Below are 13,023 nucleotides of genomic sequence, written 5' to 3'. Positions count from 1 at the left end.
GACTGTCAGTGGCAGGTGTCACTCTGGCGGCATGACCAACATCGACGACGGCGAAACCTCCCGAGCCCTTCGAACACCGAATAAACCAGCGGCAGATGACTCTCCGAAGGCCGTCGACTGGGACGCGGAAGCCCCCTCTTTCGACGATGAACCCGATCATGGCCTGCGAGAACCCACCGTCCGGGCGGCCTGGGCGGCCCGACTGCGGGACTGGCTGCCGAGCCGCCCCTGCGATGTGCTCGACCTCGGCTGCGGTACCGGCAGCCTGTCACTCCTCGCGACCGAACAGGGGCACCGGGTGACCGGAATCGACGCCTCCACGGCCATGGTCGCCCTCGCCCGCGCCAAACTCGCCGGGCTGCCCGCCGTGTTCCTCGTCGGTGACGCGGCGGCCCCGCCCGTGGGGGAGGAGCGGTTCGACGTGCTCCTCGTCCGCCATGTGCTGTGGACCCTGCCCGACCCGGGCCGCGTGCTGCGCCGCTGGTGCGGACTGCTGCGGCCCGGGGGGCGGCTCGTGCTGGTCGAAGGGGTGTGGGGCGCGGTCAGCCCGGTGGGGATACCCGCCGAGCGGCTGTACGGGCTGCTCGCGCCGCTGGTGTCCGACGCGGAGGTGGTGCCGCTGTCGGACGACCCCGCGCTGTGGGGGAGGGAGGTCGAGGACGAGCGGTACGCGGTGGTGGCCCGGCTCAGCCCAGCAGGGCCGTGAAACCACCCTCGCGGGCCAGGAGTTCCAGTTCGTCGAGGGCGGCCATGGCCGCCGCCGCGGCCTCCGGGTCGCTCGCCGCGAGCCCGCTCTCCTCGAACTCGTCCTCGTCCAGCCGCAGTACGGCCGTGCCGTCGGCGGAGCGCCACAGGTCCAGGTCGAGGTCCTCGGCGACGAGTTCCCCGCCGGAGAGCGTGGCGGGTCTGGTGATGTCGCAGTACCAGCCCTTCAGTGTGCCTTGTGCGTCCCGGGCCTCCTTCACGGCGTACCACCGGTCGCGCCAGTAGTACTCGGTGAAGACGTCACCGGGCCCGAACTGGACGAAGCCGAAGTCCCGTACGCCGTCCGTCGCCCAGTCGGCGCGGACCGTGATCCGGGTGCCGTCGTCGGCCAGCAGCCGGGCCGGGTAACGGATCTTCGTACGGCCCGCCTTGAGCAGGACGACGTCCAGCTCCGCGGCCGACTCCCCGTCCGACTCCACCACCGGCTCAGCCGAGTTCCCTGACATACCGCACCTCCGTCGCGCAGATTTCGTATCCGAACCACTTGTTGACCGCGAGCATCGGGCCGTTGCCGGCGTCGTTGCCCGTGAACGCCTCCGTGTGGCCGGCGGCGCGGGCGCGGTGCAGGGAGTCGTTCTTGGCGAGCTTGGCGAGGCCCCGGCCGCGGAAGGCGCGGGCGGTGCCCGTCATCCCGGTGAAGTAGCGGTCCCGGCCGTCCGTGCGGACCGCGGTGAACGCGGCGGGTGTGCCGTCCACCACGACCACCGTGCTCAGGGCGTGGTCGAGGAGGGGGTGACGGTAGGTCTCCGCGAGCCACAGCTCGTAGTCGTCGAACTCCGCGTCGAGGTCGCCGGGCTCGTCCGCCGAGGCCTCCGCGTCCAGGTCGAACAGGGGGCGCGGGTCGTCGGCGAAGTCGGCGGCCGTCCGCAGTTCCACGCCCGGGGGTGGCGTTTCGAGCGGGGGGAGGGTGCCGTGGGCCAGGTCCAGGCGGAGGAAGTGCGCGGAGCGGCTGGAGGTGTAGCCGCGCCGCTCGGCGAACGCGCGGTTCTCCGGGGTGTCCAGCACCCATGCCAGCAGCCGCCGCGCGCCCACCGCCGTCAGGCGCTCCTCGGCGGCGCGCACCAGCGAGCCGCCTGCGCCCCGGCGCGTGTGCTCCGGGTGCACGTACACGTTCAGGTACCCCTGGCCCGGTACGGGGCTGTCGTCGGCGATGCCCAGCTGGACGGTGCCGATCACCTCGCCGTCCGCCTCGGCGACCAGCTGCCCGTAGTGGGCCTCGGGGGCGGCGTGGGTGGCGTCGTGGAGCACGGACGCGGCGGTGGCGACCATGAAGGGCAGGGCGCGGCGCCGTACCTCGGCGAAGGCCTCGGCGTCGGCGGGATCGGAGGCGCGGAGATCGCGCACGATCGGTGTCATGGGTGCGCACGGTACGCGGGGCGTGCGGTGGGCTGCCTCCGAATTTCCGCTGGGTACGGGACAATCGCCGCGTGACCTTGAAGATTCGCATCGTGGACGGGAGCGCGCCCTACGAGCAGGTGCGCGCCCAGATCTCGGAACAGGCCCGCTCCGGCGCGCTGCCCGTGGGGTACCGGCTGCCGACGGTACGAGGGCTCGCCGAGCAGCTCGGGCTGGCGGCCAACACCGTCGCCAAGGCGTACCGCGCGCTGGAGACGGACGGGGTGATCGAGACCCGGGGGCGCAACGGGACGTTCGTGGCGGCGGCCGGCTCCGCCGCGGAGCGCGAGGCGGCGACAGCGGCGGCGGCGTACGCGGAGCGCGTACGCCGCCTCGGCCTCAGCGAGCCGGAGGCGTTGGCGGTGGCCCGGGACGCCCTGCGGGCCGCGTACGCGGAGTAGAGGGCGCCGCTGGGGGCTGAGCGGAGTCCGGCACCGCCGCTACGCGCCGCTGTGGCTGAGCGCCGTCGCGGCGGAATTCGGTTGACCGGTGGGAACAGGTCAGCCGGGCACCAGAGCGGCAAGCAGCGGGGTGGCAGAGGCGGAAGCGGCGGCCCGGGACGTCCTGCGGGCCGCGTACGCGGAGTAGCGGGGCGCGCAGGCCGCGGGCTGAGGAGGGCCGGGCACCGCCGAGACCCGCCGTCGTGGCTGAGTGCCGTCGCGGCGGAAACAGGGGGGCGGGGCGTTCGGGGTCAGCGAGGTGGGCGTTTCGGGGTTCGGGTCGGCTTCAGGCCCGCTTTTGCCGCCGCCCTCGCGAAGGTTGTCGCGTCCTCCACCGCTGCCGCGTCGGGGTCGTTGTTGAAGTAGACGTAGGCGTCGGCGGTGGTGGGCCAGGTGTCGGTCAGGCGGTGGGCCCAGGTGGTGAGGGCGTGGGGGCCGTAGTGGGGCCAGGGGTGGGCCCGGCCCTGGTGGAGGCGGAGGTAGGACCAGTCGGTGGTGCGCCAGAGGGGTGTGACGGGGCGGGAGTGCGCGTCGGCCCAGCACAGGGCCGCGCCGTGCGCCTCCAGGACCTCGCGGATCTCGGCGGTCCACCAGGAGTCGTGCCGGGGCTCGACCGCGACCCGGGTGCCGGCGGGGAAGCAGCCGAGGCAGGTGTCCAGGAGGTCCGCGTCGGCCCGTAGCGTCGGCGGGAGCTGGAGCAGGATCGGGCCCAGCCGGTCGCCCAGGCCCTCCGCGTGGCTCATCAGACGGCGCACCGGCTCCTCGGGATCCCTGAGGCGCTTGATGTGGGTCAGATACCGGCTCGCCTTCACCGCGACCACGAAGTCCCCGGGCACCCGCTCCCGCCACGCCTCGAAGTTCTCCCGCGTCGGCAGCCGGTAGAACGCGTTGTTGAGCTCCACCGTCGCGAACCGCGCCGCGTACTCCTCCAGCCACAGCCGGGTGGGGCAGCCCTCCGGATAGAAGGCGCCCCGCCAGTCCTTGTACTGCCACCCGGACGTGCCGACGAACAGGGTCATATCTCTAGGAAACACCCGGGGAGGGCCTACAGGTACAGGCCCGCGTCCGCGCCGCCCCTCGGCTCCGGGAGAGAGGTAGGGGATGTGCCGCGCCGTAGGGCGTACAGCTCGGCCAGGGTCGCGCCCTCGCGGCCGACGCCTTCGTCCGTGCCGAGCCAGTTCACCGCCTCCGCGCGGGTCAGCGCGCCCACCTCGATCCGGGCGAGGCAGCGGCCGGGGCGGACCACGGCGGGGTGCAGCCGCTCCAGGTCCTCGTTGGTGGTGACGCCGACCAGGACGTTGCGGCCCTGGCCGAGCAGGCCGTCCGTGAGGTTCAGCAGCCGGGAGAGCGCCTGGCCGGCCGTGTGCTTGGCCTCGCCGCGGATCAGTTCGTCGCAGTCCTCCAGCAGGAGCAGCCGCCAGCGGCCCTTGCCCGTGGAGTCGTCCTCGCCGATGGCGATGTCCATGAGATAGCCGACGTCGGAGAAGAGTCGCTCGGGGTCCAGGACGCAGTCGACCTGGCACCAGTCCCGCCAGGAACGCGCCAGCGTGCGCAGCGCGGAGGTCTTGCCGGTGCCGGGCGGGCCGTGCAGCAGCAACAGGCGGCCCGCGATGTCCTCGGGCGTCGTCTTCATCAGGCGGTCCATGGCGTCCGCCACCGGTGCCGTGTAGTTCGGCCGGACCTCTTCCCACGTACCCGCCGAGATCTGCCGCGTCGTACGGTGCGGGCCCCGGCGCGGCGAGACGTACCAGAAGCCCATCGTCACGTTCTCCGGCTGCGGCTCGGGCTCGTCGGCCGCGCCGTCGGTGGCCTGGCCGAGCACCTTCTGGGCCAGCTCGGCGGTGGTCGCGGTGACCGTGACGTCGGCGCCGCGGTTCCAGCGGGAGATCAGCACGGTCCAGCCCTCGCCCTCGGCGAGGGTCGCGCTGCGGTCGTCGTCGCGCGCGGAGCGCAGCACCCGGGCGCCCGGCGGGAGCAGGGTGGCCCCGGACCGTACCCGGTCGATGTTCGCCGCGTGCGCGTGCGGCTGCTCGCCCGTCGCGAAACGGCCGAGGAACAGCGCGTCGACGACATCGGACGGGGAGTCGCTGTCGTCGACGTTGAGCCGGATCGGCAGTGCGTCGTGTGGGTTGGCAGACATGTCGCCATGATCCGTCACCGAAGGCTCCCCGTGCATCCGCTTTCCGTAGTGCGCCGGTTGTGTCCCCCTGCGCTGTTCCGTCGTGCGCCGGGCGGTTCGGCCGGAGGCCGCGCGCCCCGGCCGCACGGGGGCTCCGATTGCCCGGGAGTTCACCGGCGGAAGCTCCCCCACCACGGGTCCGCGCGGTTACTGTTGCCCATGATGGGACGTCATGGGTGGAATTCGGGGGACCGGCGGTGGCGGCTCACCGCGCTTCTGGGCGTGGGCGCGGCCGTGCTGGCCCTCGCCGTCACCCTGCTCACCACACTGCCCGGGAACGGCGGCAGCACCGCCGGCACCTCGCCCGACGGCGACAAGGTGCACGGCACACCCGCCACCCCGTCCGGGGACACCGGACCCGATGTGGGATGGGGTTTCACCCACACCCAGTACAGCGCGGACGAGGGCAGCGGATCCGCCGTCGAGCGTGTCGAGAAGCGCCTCGGTGAGCGGGCCCTGCCGCAGATCCAGCACATCATGGGCTGGGGCGCGGGCAACCCCGAGCCCGTCAAGGGGCGTTACGACTTCGAGGAGATGGACCGGCGCATCGACTTCGTCCGCGCCACCGGCGGCACGCCCGTCGTCACCCTGTGCTGCGCGCCCGACTGGATGAAGGGCGGCAGAGCCGGCGCAGACCGGACCGACTGGAGCCAGACCGCGCTGGAGACCGCGCCCGAGCCGGAGCACTTCGCGGACTACGCCGCCCTCGCCGCGACCGTCGCCAAGCGGTACCCGGACGTAAAGCACTTCATCGTCTGGAACGAGTTCAAGGGCTTCTGGAACAACGCGGAGGCCCGCTGGGACTACGAGGGGTACACCGAGCTGTACAACCTCGTCTACAAGGCCCTGAAGAAGGTCGACGAGGACATCATGGTCGGCGGGCCGTACCTGGTGATGGACAGCCTCGATCCGCGCCAGGAGCAGGACGCGTCCACGTCGCTGAAGGGTGACTGGGGGGCCATGGACCAGCGGGTGCTGGACGCCTTCGACTACTGGAACGAGCACAAGGCCGGCGCGGACTTCGTGGTGGTGGACGGGTCCAGCTACACCAAGGACGACGAGCTGATCCCCGACGAGTTCGCGGCGACCGACAAGTTCACGGCCGTGAGCGAGTGGGTGCGGGAGCGGTCCGGTGATCTGCCGCTGTGGTGGGCCGAGTACTACGTCGAGCCGGCCGACGGCGACGACAACCGGCACGGCTGGTCCGAGAACCGGCGGGTCGCCGTCCAGGCCTCCGGGCTGATGGCCATGGCCGAGGGCGGTGCGACCTCCGGGTTCTACTGGAATCCGGAGGAGAAGAGCGGGGAGTGCCCGGGGTGTCTGTGGACGCCGACCGACGAGCGCGACGGGGGTGAGGAACTGCCCATGTACGGGCTGCTGTCGAGGTTCAGCGAGGAGTTCCCGCCGGGGACGTCGTACGAGTCGGTGTCCGTCGCCGCCGATGACAAGCCGAACGTGCGCGTGCTGGCCGACGACAAGGCCGTGCTCGTCGTCAACACGCTCGACCGCAGGATCAGCGCGGATGTCGACGGGAAGAAGTTCGACATGGCCGCGTACGAGGTGAAGTGGCTCAAGAGGTGAGTGCCTCGTGAGGTCCGTGGGAAACTGCCGGACCGTCGTGGCTGGTCGCGCAGTTCCCCGCGCCCCTTCAGGGCGCTACCGCAGGCCCATCGTCACGAAGCGCTGCACCAGTGACGCCAGCAGCAGGGCCAGCAGCGGCAGGCTGAACCAGAAGCTGCTCTGGAGCCAGCGGAGTTGGCGGACGCCGGGGCGGACCGCCACCCGTACGAGTTCGCGGACGCTCAGCAGGACGATCAGGGCGATCGCGGCCAGGCCGCCCACCACCGACCACGGCGTCCAGGTGACCTGGGGGCCGATCGGGCCGGGATCGGGCGCCGGGGCCTTTCCCGTCCGGTCGCGCAGGGCGAAGATCGTCGCGTCGGTGTTGGAGAAGACCTGTTCGAGGTCGGCGCGCTTGTCGAGGTTCTGGACGAGCCGGGACTCCCAGTTCGCGGAGTAGCCCGCGTCCATCTGGAGGTTGACCACCTGACTGCGGTTGACGATCAGGAAGGAGTTGGCGCCCGCGTCCTTCAGCGCCTTGACCACCCCCGACACCAGCACCGGGTCGCTCGGCGCGAGCGTCGGCACGTACTCGACCTTCTCCATGTCCCGCGCGCCCCACGGCATCGCGGGCGTCACGTTGTTCACCGGGTCGTCGCTGAGCCAGAGCAGCCGTACCGTCGGGTCGTCGTGGGCGTAGACGTACTCCATGGCGGCGACCTCGCCCGGCCGGACGCGCTCGAAGGGCTCGTTGCCCCAGCGGGCGACCAGGAAGCCGCCGATGAGGACGAGGCCGGCCATCAGCGCGGCCAGCGGGGCGAGGCTCACGCGGTCCTTGTCGCGTTCCTCGGTGGTGACGCCGGTGCGCGGGAACAGGGCGAGGCCGGCCAGCAGCGCGGCGCCGGGCAGGGCGAACATGAAGACCCGCAGGGCCATCTCGCCGCCGTACGACTGCATGCCGAAGCCCAGGAACGGCACGAAGGTCAGGACGAGCAGGGAGCGTTCGCGGTACCTGTTCGAGCGGCGGCGCCAGAAGCCGTAGCAGGCCAGCAGCATGACCGAGCCGGCGAGGGCCACGCGCGCGTAGAGGACGAGCTTGTGCGTCGAACTGCCCTCGCCGATCCGGCCGGAGACCGAGGACGTGACATTGCCGCCGACTCCGCCGACCCCGCCGAAGAGTTCGTCGAAGTGGCCCGACCAGTACGGCTCGGCGAGATAGCCCAGCCAGACGGCGACCATCACGGCGAACAGGATGGGCAGGCCACGCAGTTCGGAGCGGCCGATCAGGACGAGGACCGCGAGGACGCCCAGCATCACGAACGGGGTGAGCTGATGGGCCGGGACCGTCGCCGCGTACAGCCCGATCAGGACCATCAGCAGGACCGCGCGCTGCCGGCGGTCCGTCGGCTCCACCTCGGCCTCGCCGGGGCGCACCCTGCCCCACAGCATGTGCGGGGCCCGGAACCAGACCAGCAGGATCGCGACGAAGGCCAGATAGAGGAGGTAGGTGAAGCCCTGCGGGGAGAAGTAGTCCTGGCCCACCCAGCCGCTGAGGACGAAGACCCAGACCCCGGTCCACTTGGCGCGCCAGCTCGCCCGCATATGGCGGGCGAGGAGGAACATCGGGGCCAGGTAGAGGAGTTGGATGGCGGTCGGCCACCAGCGGATGATCTCGGTGAAGTCGGTGATCCCGCAGGCCTCGGCGACGAACGCGGCCGCCGCGAAGAAGCCGGGCCAGCTCCAGCGCGCGTCCAGGTCGGGTACGGCCGTGCCGGTGCGCTCGATGTAGTCGATGAAGCCCAGGTGCTGCCAGGCGGTGGCGAAGCGGGGCTCGGTCTCGATCACGGCCGGGAGCGCGTGCAGCGAGAACACGGTGGCCAGGAGGGTGATCAGGAGCAGTCCGCGGTGCTCACGGGCCGGCCACAGCAGCGCGGCGAACACCACGGCCAGCAGCGCCGCCCCCGCCAGCGTCGGCACGGGCAGCACGGAGATCAGGCCGAGCCCGCCCATCCGGTCCAGGTCGGCGTCGTCCAGCGCCAGCGCGGGCACCCAGTACAGCAGCAGCGCGGAGAGCAGCAGGAAACCGAGGACCGCGCCGGTGATCGTGGGGTGCGACAGCCGTTCGCGCAGGGACGTGCCCTCTTCCTCTCGTGCACCCGCTGCTTCTGGTACGCCCTCTTCGAACGGCGCGTCCACCTCCGGGGCCTCCGCCGGGCCCAGCGACGATTCCGAGCCCGGCTCGCGCTCTTCCACCGGCAGGCCCACCGAGGGCATCGGGGTGAGCGGACGGGTCGGCCGGTCCTGGGCCCAGGCCGGCCGGTGGTCCCCGCGCACGGACGCGGTTCCGGTGGGCGGGGTGCCGGGGCCGGGCCGGACGTCCGGGCGGCGCTCCAGATGGTCGAGGTCGACATGGATGCCGAGGGCCAGGGTGTCGGAGTCCAGGCGCCGGGACCACGCCCCGCTCTGCCGCTTCGCGGCCGTGGCCACCCGGCCCAGGTCGGTGAGGTCGCCGTCCGGTGCCGTACCGGCGGGCACCTCGGCGGGCACCTCGGCGGGCCCGGCGGTGCGCAGGACGCGGTACAGCCGGGGCGCGGCGATCAGCACGATCACCGCGAGGCTGGAGATCTCGGCGACGCCCGCGCCGGTCAGGCCCATCCGGGGGAGCAGCACCAGCGTCAGACCGAGCACCAGGGCGCACAACAGGCCCTGCAGCCAGGCGAGTCCGGCCGTACGGCTCTGCGCGCGCAGCACCGCGAAGTACGTCTCCATGACGACCCGCAGCAGGGCGCCGACCGCGAACCAGCGCAGCAGCGGCGTCGCCGCGTCCGCGTACGCCTCGCCGAAGACGGCCAGGATCCAGGGCGCCCCGAAGAACAGCACCCCGCACACCGGCAGCATGATCCGGGCCATCCGCTTCAGCGCGGCCCGGGTGTTGGCCGCGAGCCGGGCCGGGTCGTGCGCGCCCTCCACGGTCAGCGAGGCGCCCATGTTGATGGCGAGCAGATTGACCGTGCCGCCGATGGTGGTGGTGATGTAGAAGTACGCGTTGTCGGCGGAGCTGACCTGGGCGGCCACGATCACCGGCACCAGATAGACCACGGCCAGCGAGAACAGCGAGCCCGTGTAGTCGCCGGCGAGGAAGCGGCCGATCTCCCGCAGCGACGGGGGACGCGCGTGGTCCGCGGTGGCCTTCACATGCCTCGGGATCAGCCGCCGGAACACCAGCCAGCCGAGCGGCAGCACGGACAGCGCGATCGCCGCGACCCAGGACACGAAGACGCCCATGGTCGGGATCGCGGCGGCGAACACCACCAGGAGCACCAGCTTCACCGCCGAGAACACGGTGTTGCCGACCGGCACCCACACCGCGCTGCGCAGCCCGGTGAGCACCCCGTCCTGGAGCGTCAGCGTCGACCAGGCCACCACCGCGAGCACGAAGAACACGGCGTAGAGCGGATCGTGCAGAAAGCTGTACGACGACCCCCACAGCCCCAGCGTCAGCAGGAACACGCCCGCTGCGAGCGCCACGACCATCGCGCTGCCCGCGTACGTACGGAAGATCAGCCGGCCGGTGTCGCGGCCCGCGACCGGGATGAACCGGGCCAGCGCGCCCGTCAGCGTCAGCGCGGTGAGCCCGGCGAGGAGCTTCATCGCGGCGATCGCGGCGGAGCCCTGGCCGACCGACGCCTCGGTGTAGTAGCGGGCGGCGGCCAGCCAGAAGCCGAGACCGAGGACGGCCGAGATACCGGTGTTCAGCATCAGGGCGTAGGCGTTGCGGAACAGCTGGTCGCCCCCCGCGCCCCGGCCCAGCCCGGGCAGTCGCAGCCGCGGCCCCCGGCGGGCGCCGGAGCTGCGCCCGGTCTCCTCGGGCGTGGTGTCCTCGGCCTCGTGTGCCGTGGTGGTGGTCGTGTCAGACACGGGAACGGATGGCCTTCCGGACCTGTCGTGCTCTTCGGACCATGGCGTACCCCTTGGTCAGGGCACGGTCCCGGGCGAAGGTGCGGGCGATCGCACGGCCTTCGATGAGCTGTTCGAACTCGGCGATGCCGGTGGAGCGCCGTACGGTCACCCGCCGCAGCGCGTACGGGCCCTGTGCGCGCCGGGCCAGTGCGTTGCCGACCGCGAGCGACTGGGCGAACCCCGTCTCCCGCACCGCGACGCGCACCCGGCGGCTGGAGTAGCCGTACGGGTAGGCGAACGAGACGGGCCGGGTGCCCAGTTCGTCGGCGACGATCTGCCGGCAGCGACGCAGTTCGAAGCGGAGCCGGTCGTCGTCGAGCATGTCGAGCTGCGGATGGGTGTGGCTGTGCCCGCCGATCTCCACGCCGCCCGCGGCGAGTTCGCGGACCTGGTCCCAGTCGAGCATGGTGTCGAGGGACTCGCCGTTGTCGTACGGGCCCTCGATCCAGCCGGTGGTGACGAACAGGGAGGCCGCGAAGCCGTGTTTGGCGAGGACGGGCAGGGCGTGCCGGTGCACGCCCGCGTAGCCGTCGTCGAAGGTGACGAGGACGGGCCGGGCGGGCAGCGGACGGCCGAGCCGCCAACCAGCCGCCAGGGCCGCCGTGTCTACGGGGGTGTACCCCAGGTCGTCGACGAGCGCCATCTGCTCCGCGAAGGCCTCCGGGGTCACCGACAGGTCCCTCGTGGCGTCGTTCGGCGCGGTGGACACCGCGTGGTACATCAGGATCGGTACGGCCCCCGCCGTCGTCCCCGTGGTCCTGGTCATGACGAGCCCCCCTCGCCCCCCTTGCCGCCCGCACCGCCGCCCGGGATCTCGCCCACCGAGAACGTGACCTCGCCCCTGCGGGCCCGGACGCTCCCGACAACGTACCCCCCGGCCGCCGCCGCCACCCCCGTGACGATCGCGCCCGCACGTCCCGCGCCCCCCGCGCGGCCGAGCAGCGCGTCCCGCAGCCCGCGCGCCACCCCGGCGGGCAGCACCCGCGTGGTGTACCGGCGCTCCGACTCCAGCCCCTTGCCCGCGCCCACGCTCCGGGCCACCAGCGCCTTCGACAGGCCCTCGGCGTAGGTGCGGGTGCGGAAGTACGCGAAGCGCTCCCGTACGCCGGGCACCCGGTGGTGGATCACCGCCCGGTCGTCGAGCAGCAGCACCGCGTCCGGTCTGGCCCGGGAGAGCCGGATGCACAGCTCCGTCTCCTCGCAGCCCAGCGGGCGCTTGTCCCCGTCCCGGCCGATACCCGTGGCGAAGCCCCCGGCCGCGTCGAAGGCGGTACGGCGGAACGAGGCGTTGCCGCCGAGGACGTTGCGGACCTCGGCGACCCCGCCCGGCAGGCCCTTGTAGGCGCAGCCCACCACCCAGTCGAACTCCTCCGGGAACCAGACCGGGCGGCGGCCGGACGCCCACACGGGCACCGTACGGCCGCCGACGGCCATGACCCGGGGGTCGGCGTACCCCTCGGCGAAGTACGCGAGCCAGTCGCGCTCGGCCACCGCGTCGTCGTCGAGGAAGGCGATGATCTCCCCGTAGGAGGCGGCGATGCCCGTGTTGCGGCCCGCGGACAGCCCGCGGGGGCCCGCGTTGGCGAGCACCCGCACCTCGGGCACCTCCTTGTACTCCCCGGTCAGACGCTCAAGGAGGGACCGGTTGTGGTCCACCACCAGGAGCGTCTCCAGGGCCGGCCGGGACTGGGCGCGCACCGAGGCGACCGCCGCGAGGATGTCCTCCCAGCGGTCCTCGGTGTACGCACAGATCACGACCGAGACGGCCGGCTCGCTCAAGACGACTCTCCCCGGCCGGCGGTGAGCATCGTCGCGTGCGAACGGCGGCGCAGCGCACGCCGGTTGGAGCGCTCGCCCAGGATCACCCGCAGCACGCGCAGCCCGTCGCGGACGGCCCGCAGATTGCTCGCGCCATGGATGCGCAGATACTCGTGGCTGGGGATCTCCTGCACCTTCAGGCCCGCCTTGACGACCCGGATGTTCATCAGGGTCTCCACCTCGAAGCCGGTGCAGTCAAGGTCGATCTTGTCCAGGCAGTGCCGCCAGAACGCGTTGTAGCCGTAGCACAGGTCGGTGTAGCGGGCGCCGAACTTGCGGTTCACGGTGGTGCACAGCGCCCAGTTGCCGAGCTTGCGGATCAGGGTCATGTCGTCGGTGCCGCCGCCGTTGGCGAAGCGGGAACCCTTGGCGAAGTCCGCGCCCGAGACGAGGGCGGAGACGTAGCTGACGATCTCGTGCCCGTCGGCCGAGCCGTCCGCGTCGACCATCACGATGATGTCACCGGTGCACGCCTCGAAACCGGTGATCAGGGCGTCCCCCTTGCCCTTGCCCCGCTGCGGGACGACCTTGACGTCCGGCCACAGCTCGCGGGCCACCTCGATCGTGTCGTCGGTGGAGTTGCCGTCGACCAGGACCACTTCGTGGATCCAGCCCGGCAGCGTCTTGAAGACGTACGGAAGGTTCTCCGCCTCGTTCATGGCCGGGATGACCACACTCACCGGCGGCGCGATGGCCAGGTGGTCGGTGATCGGCCGGTAGGTGACCGGTTCGGGTACAGCCGGGCGCAGAACTGAGCTCATGAGTCTGGTCCCTCTCGTCCGGTGAACCACCCGCCCCTGGGTGGTTCGGCATGTTGTCCGGTTCGAAAGGGGGGTTTCTCACTCACGGCACGGCGAAGTAGGTCTCCGTGCATGCCGGGTGAGCTGGCAAAGCCGGCCGACTGTC

General features: G+C 72.1%; 11 protein-coding genes. 3 read left to right on the top strand and 8 right to left on the bottom strand.

Features of this window, described 5'->3' with window-relative positions; genetic code table 11:
- The first annotated feature begins 31 nt into the window (after nt 1-31).
- Nucleotides 32-706, top strand: coding sequence for a class I SAM-dependent methyltransferase (locus ACZ7MG_RS40480; protein WP_471395129.1), 675 nt, complete (start codon nt 32-34; stop codon nt 704-706).
- On the opposite strand, the gene ACZ7MG_RS40475 is transcribed toward ACZ7MG_RS40480, so the two are convergent.
- Both ACZ7MG_RS40475 and ACZ7MG_RS40470 read right to left on the bottom strand, forming a co-directional pair.
- Nucleotides 687-1,211, bottom strand: a complete 525-nt coding sequence (locus tag ACZ7MG_RS40475; RefSeq protein ID WP_471395127.1) for a ribonuclease FAU-1 family protein — start codon at nt 1,209-1,211, stop codon at nt 687-689. The two genes, ACZ7MG_RS40480 and ACZ7MG_RS40475, sit on opposite strands and share 20 nt — an antisense overlap.
- Nucleotides 1,192-2,121 (bottom strand): GNAT family N-acetyltransferase, encoded by a 930-nt coding sequence (locus ACZ7MG_RS40470; RefSeq protein ID WP_471395126.1) that lies wholly within the window; start codon nt 2,119-2,121, stop codon nt 1,192-1,194. The genes ACZ7MG_RS40475 and ACZ7MG_RS40470 overlap by 20 nt, the downstream gene beginning before the upstream one ends.
- Before the next feature lie 71 nt (nt 2,122-2,192).
- Between ACZ7MG_RS40470 and ACZ7MG_RS40465 the strand changes: the two genes are divergently transcribed.
- The gene (locus ACZ7MG_RS40465) at nt 2,193-2,561 is read left to right on the top strand and encodes a GntR family transcriptional regulator (protein WP_471395124.1); all 369 of its coding nucleotides are present in this window, start codon (nt 2,193-2,195) and stop codon (nt 2,559-2,561) included.
- A gap of 290 nt (nt 2,562-2,851) precedes the next feature.
- Here ACZ7MG_RS40465 and ACZ7MG_RS40460 read toward each other — a convergent pair whose 3' ends face one another.
- Complete coding sequence (locus ACZ7MG_RS40460) at nt 2,852-3,619, bottom strand: DUF72 domain-containing protein (protein WP_471395122.1); 768 nt, start codon at nt 3,617-3,619, stop codon at nt 2,852-2,854.
- Nucleotides 3,620-3,645: 26 nt separating this feature from the next.
- Entirely contained in the window at nt 3,646-4,740 is a 1,095-nt protein-coding gene (locus ACZ7MG_RS40455; protein WP_471395120.1) for a DUF5925 domain-containing protein, read from the bottom strand.
- A 201-nt stretch (nt 4,741-4,941) separates the two neighbouring features.
- On the opposite strand from ACZ7MG_RS40455, the gene ACZ7MG_RS40450 reads away from it, so the two are divergent.
- On the top strand, nt 4,942-6,360 hold the full coding sequence (locus tag ACZ7MG_RS40450; protein ID WP_471395235.1) for a GH39 family glycosyl hydrolase: 1,419 nt from the start codon (nt 4,942-4,944) through the stop codon (nt 6,358-6,360).
- Between the two features lie 75 nt (nt 6,361-6,435).
- Here ACZ7MG_RS40450 and ACZ7MG_RS40445 read toward each other — a convergent pair whose 3' ends face one another.
- Genes ACZ7MG_RS40445 through ACZ7MG_RS40430 form a run of 4 tightly spaced genes read right to left on the bottom strand, consistent with a single transcriptional unit; the run spans nt 6,436 to nt 12,878 of the window.
- Complete coding sequence (locus ACZ7MG_RS40445; RefSeq protein WP_471395118.1) at nt 6,436-10,257, bottom strand: lipopolysaccharide biosynthesis protein; 3,822 nt, start codon at nt 10,255-10,257, stop codon at nt 6,436-6,438.
- On the bottom strand, nt 10,250-11,065 hold the full coding sequence (locus tag ACZ7MG_RS40440) for a polysaccharide deacetylase family protein (protein WP_471395116.1): 816 nt from the start codon (nt 11,063-11,065) through the stop codon (nt 10,250-10,252). The genes ACZ7MG_RS40445 and ACZ7MG_RS40440 overlap by 8 nt, the downstream gene beginning before the upstream one ends.
- On the bottom strand, nt 11,062-12,078 hold the full coding sequence (locus ACZ7MG_RS40435) for a glycosyltransferase family 2 protein (RefSeq protein ID WP_471395114.1): 1,017 nt from the start codon (nt 12,076-12,078) through the stop codon (nt 11,062-11,064). The genes ACZ7MG_RS40440 and ACZ7MG_RS40435 overlap by 4 nt, the downstream gene beginning before the upstream one ends.
- Nucleotides 12,075-12,878, bottom strand: a complete 804-nt coding sequence (locus ACZ7MG_RS40430) for a glycosyltransferase family 2 protein (RefSeq protein ID WP_471395112.1) — start codon at nt 12,876-12,878, stop codon at nt 12,075-12,077. The genes ACZ7MG_RS40435 and ACZ7MG_RS40430 overlap by 4 nt, the downstream gene beginning before the upstream one ends.
- Nucleotides 12,879-13,023: the final 145 nt, after the last annotated feature.

The organism is Streptomyces sp. NPDC107538, from assembly GCF_055657445.1.
This window is presented reverse-complemented; position numbering and strand designations above follow the sequence as displayed.

Excerpts from the sequence above, each read along its gene's own strand:
- ACZ7MG_RS40475 (WP_471395127.1), bottom strand. The coding sequence starts at position 1,211 with ATGTCAGGGAACTCGGCTGAGCCGGTGGTGGAGTCGGACGGGGAGTCG.
- ACZ7MG_RS40440 (WP_471395116.1), bottom strand. The coding sequence starts at position 11,065 with ATGACCAGGACCACGGGGACGACGGCGGGGGCCGTACCGATCCTGATG.
- ACZ7MG_RS40470 (WP_471395126.1), bottom strand. The coding sequence starts at position 2,121 with ATGACACCGATCGTGCGCGATCTCCGCGCCTCCGATCCCGCCGACGCC.
- ACZ7MG_RS40455 (WP_471395120.1), bottom strand. The coding sequence starts at position 4,740 with ATGTCTGCCAACCCACACGACGCACTGCCGATCCGGCTCAACGTCGAC.
- ACZ7MG_RS40430 (WP_471395112.1), bottom strand. The coding sequence starts at position 12,878 with ATGAGCTCAGTTCTGCGCCCGGCTGTACCCGAACCGGTCACCTACCGG.
- ACZ7MG_RS40460 (WP_471395122.1), bottom strand. The coding sequence starts at position 3,619 with ATGACCCTGTTCGTCGGCACGTCCGGGTGGCAGTACAAGGACTGGCGG.
- ACZ7MG_RS40450 (WP_471395235.1), top strand. The coding sequence starts at position 4,942 with ATGGGACGTCATGGGTGGAATTCGGGGGACCGGCGGTGGCGGCTCACC.
- ACZ7MG_RS40480 (WP_471395129.1), top strand. The coding sequence starts at position 32 with ATGACCAACATCGACGACGGCGAAACCTCCCGAGCCCTTCGAACACCG.